Source organism: Streptomyces sp. NPDC089919 (assembly GCF_040684615.1).
In the GTDB taxonomy this organism is placed as follows: Bacteria; Actinomycetota; Actinomycetes; order Streptomycetales; family Streptomycetaceae; genus Streptomyces.
The window spans coordinates 1-3,712 of the sequence record NZ_JBFBGK010000215.1 but is presented as its reverse complement, the minus strand read 5'-3'; the positions used below and the strand labels follow the sequence as shown (position 1 = coordinate 3,712).

The 3,712-nt window shown below is 76.7% G+C and carries 3 protein-coding genes; all 3 read left to right on the top strand.

Annotated features, from left to right (window positions below; all coding sequences use genetic code 11):
* Positions 1 to 302: 302 nt before the first annotated feature.
* On the top strand, positions 303 to 1,814 hold the full coding sequence (locus AB0O40_RS37665; RefSeq protein WP_365050833.1) for an FAD-dependent monooxygenase: 1,512 nt from the start codon (positions 303 to 305) through the stop codon (positions 1,812 to 1,814).
* 511 nt (positions 1,815 to 2,325) lie between these two features.
* Complete coding sequence (locus AB0O40_RS37660; protein ID WP_365050830.1) at positions 2,326 to 2,910, top strand: hypothetical protein; 585 nt, start codon at positions 2,326 to 2,328, stop codon at positions 2,908 to 2,910.
* Between the two features lie 9 nt (positions 2,911 to 2,919).
* Positions 2,920 to 3,564, top strand: coding sequence for a hypothetical protein (locus AB0O40_RS37655; RefSeq protein WP_365050827.1), 645 nt, complete (start codon positions 2,920 to 2,922; stop codon positions 3,562 to 3,564).
* The last annotated feature ends 148 nt before the right edge of the window (positions 3,565 to 3,712 follow it).

Genomic DNA, 3,712 nt, shown 5'->3' with positions numbered 1-3,712 from the left:
GCCCCGGCGGGGCTGGAGACGTCCCCGGCAGGCCGGGCGCAAGGAGTTGGCGGGCCCAGGTTTCGGGGCGCTGCCCCGGACCCCGCGCCTCAAGCGCCGGCGGGGCTGGATGTGCCCCGCGCCGGCGAGGCCGCGAGGGCCAGGTCCCCGGTTCGGCGGGCCGGAGGGCGGCGGGGGAAGGGGCCGGGGATGCGATCCCCAGCCCCTTTCAGCGTACGGCGCGAGGGGGGCCTTGCGGCAAGGCCCCCCGGTTGTCGCAGAATCACCCGTCTCAGCCCGCCCCCCCGGAAGAGACACACGCAATGACCGACGTGATCGTGGCCGGCGCCGGCCCCACCGGCCTGATGCTGGCCTGTGAACTGCGACTGCACGGCGTGCAGGTCGTCGTCCTGGAGCGGCTGGCCGAGCCCACCCAGGAGCCCCGCGGCCAGGGCCTGCACGCCCGCAGCGTGGAGGTGATGGCCATGCGCGGCCTCCTCGACCGGTTCCGCGCGGCCGGCGAGGAGTTCCGGGTCGGCGGCTTCTTCGGCGGCGTCCACACGGGCTGGCCCGAGGGGATGGACACCGCCCACCCCTACGGCCTCGCCGTACCCCAGCCCGCCGGCGAGCGGATCCTCACCGACCGGGCCCTCGAACTCGGCACCGACATCCGGCGCGGCAGCGAACTGACCGGCCTCGCCCAGGACGACGACGGCGTGGACGCCGTGCTCGCCGACGGCACCCGGCTCCGCGCCCGCTACCTCGTCGGCTGCGACGGCGGCCGCAGTACGGTCCGCAGGCTGCTCGGGGTCCCCTTCCCCGGCGAGGCCGCCACGGTCGAGACCCTGCTCGGCCAGATGGCGGTGGCCGAGGACCCGGCGACCGTCGCCGCCGTCGTGGCGGAGGTCCGCAAGACCCAGCTCCGCTTCGGTCTGGCCCCGGACCCGACCGGCGGCTACCGCGTCGTGGTGCCCGCCGACGGCGTGTCGGAGGACCGCGCCGCGCCCACCCTCGACGAGTTCAGGCGGCAGCTGCGGGCCCACGCGGGCACCGACTTCGGGGTGCACTCGCCGCGCTGGCTGTCCCGGTTCGGCGACGCGACCCGGCAGGCCGAGCGCTACCGCGAGGGCCGGGTCCTGCTGGCCGGTGACGCGGCCCACGTGCACCCGCCGACCGGCGGCCAGGGCATGAACCTCGGCGTGCAGGACGCCTTCAACCTGGGCTGGAAGTTGGCCGCCGCGGTCGCCGGCTGGGCCCCCGCGGACCTCCTGGACACGTACGAGGCGGAACGGCACCCGGTCGCCGCCCGGGTCCTGGACAACTGCCGGGCCCAGATGACCCTCCTCGGCCCCGGCCCCGGCCCGGCCGCCCTGCGCGGCCTGCTCTCGGAGCTGATGGACTTCGTGGAGGTGAACCGGTACGTCACCGGCCTGATCACCGCGCTCGGCGTTCGCTACGACTTCGGCCAGGGCGGAGGCGCAGGAGCCTACGACGGAGCAGGCGAGGAGGAAGGCGGCGCAAGGGAAGAGAACCGGAGCGCGGAGGGTCCCGGCCCCCGCCCCGCCCTCCTCGGCTGTCGCCAGCCGGACCTCCGGCTCGGGCGGGGCAGGCTCTACGACCTGATGCAGACCGGCCGGGGCCTCCTCCTCGACCCCACCGGGCGGCTCATCACCGCCGGCTGGGCCGACCGCGTGGACCACGTCGTCGACACCTCCGGCCACCCGGACCTCCCGCCGCTCCTCCTGCGTCCCGACGGGCACATCGCCTGGGCGGGCGGGGACCGGCCCACCCTGACCGCGGCCCTCACCCGCTGGTTCGGCGCCCCGACCTCCTGAGCCGCCGGGCGGCGGGCGGGCCGCCGGGATTGATTCATGGCTGGTCGCGGGGTGCGCAACAAAGCGCCGGCGGGCGAATCTTGATCCCACCGGGGCCCGCCGCGGTCGGGCCCGGCGCCCGAGAACGGGGGGCGGCGGCCCCGGTGTCACGACCTCGCCGGCGGGCGCGGCGCAGCGGGTGACGCCGCCCCGCCCGCGGGGTCGCGGGCCGCGGTGCGTGCGAGGGGTGTCCGGGCAACACGGCTCCCGGTACGCGCACTTGGCCGGGCGGGTCGGTCCGGGAGCGGTGGGGGTACCCGGACCGGCCGCCGCCGAAGCCCACCGCCGGCGGCCGCCCGCCCCGCCCGACACCCGCCTCCGGGCCTCGTCCCACGCCTCGTCCGCGCGTACGTCGACGGCCTCACCCGCCCGACGGCACGAGCGACGGCCCAGGTCGGAGCGGGAGTTGTTTGACGGGCGGTTACCGGGGCACCAGCGGTCATCTACCGGCTGCGACGTCCAGGAGGCCCTGATGTCCACTGCGATGTGGATCGCCATCGTCGTCCCGAGCGCCGTCGTGCTGATCATGGTGGTGACGGCGCTCTGGCTGCTCGGCCGGCGCCGCCGCCTGCAGCGGCACTTCGGCCCCGAGTACGACCGGGCGGTCCAGGAAGAAGGCGGCAGGATGGCCGCTGAGAACGCCCTCCGTGCGCGCGAACGGCGCCACGGCGAGCTCGACCTGAAGGAACTGCCCGTCGAGGCGCGGCACCGCTACGCCGAGGAGTGGAGCGGTGTGCAGGAGCAGTTCGTCGACCGCCCGGCGGAGACCGTCGGCGAGGCCGACGCGCTCGTCGCCCGACTGATGCGGGACCGCGGCTACCCCACCGGCGGGTACGAGCAGCAGGTCCGCGACCTCTCCGTCGAGCACGGCCGCACCCTCGAGCACTACCGCATCGCGCATGCCGTCAACGAGCGCAGCCGCGGCGGCAACGCCACCACGGAGGAGCTGCGCGGCGCCATGGTGCACTACCGCGCGCTCTTCGACGACCTGCTGGGCGGGGGCTCGAACGGCGCCCGGTCGCACCGCGGCGGACCCCGCCCCGAATCCGGACGATGAGGTGAGGACATGGCACACGACCAGGGCATGGCCCGCGACGAGGACCTGCTCCGCGAGAAGGAGGCCCTGCTCCGCGACGAGGCGGGCATCCGGGACGAGGAGAGGATGCGGGACGAGGACATGAGGACCCGTGACGCGTACCCGGAGCGCGAGGACCCCGAGCGCGAGGGCCCGGACCGCGGGGCCGCGGGGCGGAACCTCACCACCGAGGACCTGGCCGGCGGCGGCCAGGACCCGGGGCACCGGGCGGCCGTCTACCCGGGCGAGGCCACCGGCGGCCCGGACCAGGGCCGGCCCGGGGACCGCGGGGACCACCCCGGTGACCGCGGAGATCGCGGGACCCCGGCTGCCGATCCCGCTGCCGGCAGCGCGGACGAGCCCGAGGACGAGCCCTTGATGGCGGAGGGCCGGGCGGCGGAGTTCCGTGAGCAGTGGCGCGGCATCCAGGCCGGCTTCGTCGACGACCCGCGGGACTCGGTGCGGGCGGCGGACGAACTGGTCGCCGCCGTGATGCAGTCCCTCGCGGGCACCTTCGCGGACCGCAAGGAACGGCTCGGCCACCAGTGGCAGCAGGACGGCGAACCGGCCACCGAGGAACTGCGGATGGCCCTGCGGCAGTACCGGTCCTTCTTCAACCGCCTGCTGAGCACCTGACGGCAACCGCCCGCTGAGCGCCGGCCGGCCCGGTCCGGCGGCGGTCGCCGGGCACGCCGGGAGCCGGCGGGGGGCGCGCGGGCGGCGCCGCGCGCCCCCGGGGCGGGCGGGGGGGGGGGGGGGGCGCCCACCCCCCAGCGGAAAAGCG

Excerpts from the sequence above, each read along its gene's own strand:
- AB0O40_RS37665 (WP_365050833.1), top strand. The coding sequence starts at position 303 with ATGACCGACGTGATCGTGGCCGGCGCCGGCCCCACCGGCCTGATGCTG.
- AB0O40_RS37660 (WP_365050830.1), top strand. The coding sequence starts at position 2,326 with ATGTCCACTGCGATGTGGATCGCCATCGTCGTCCCGAGCGCCGTCGTG.
- AB0O40_RS37655 (WP_365050827.1), top strand. The coding sequence starts at position 2,920 with ATGGCACACGACCAGGGCATGGCCCGCGACGAGGACCTGCTCCGCGAG.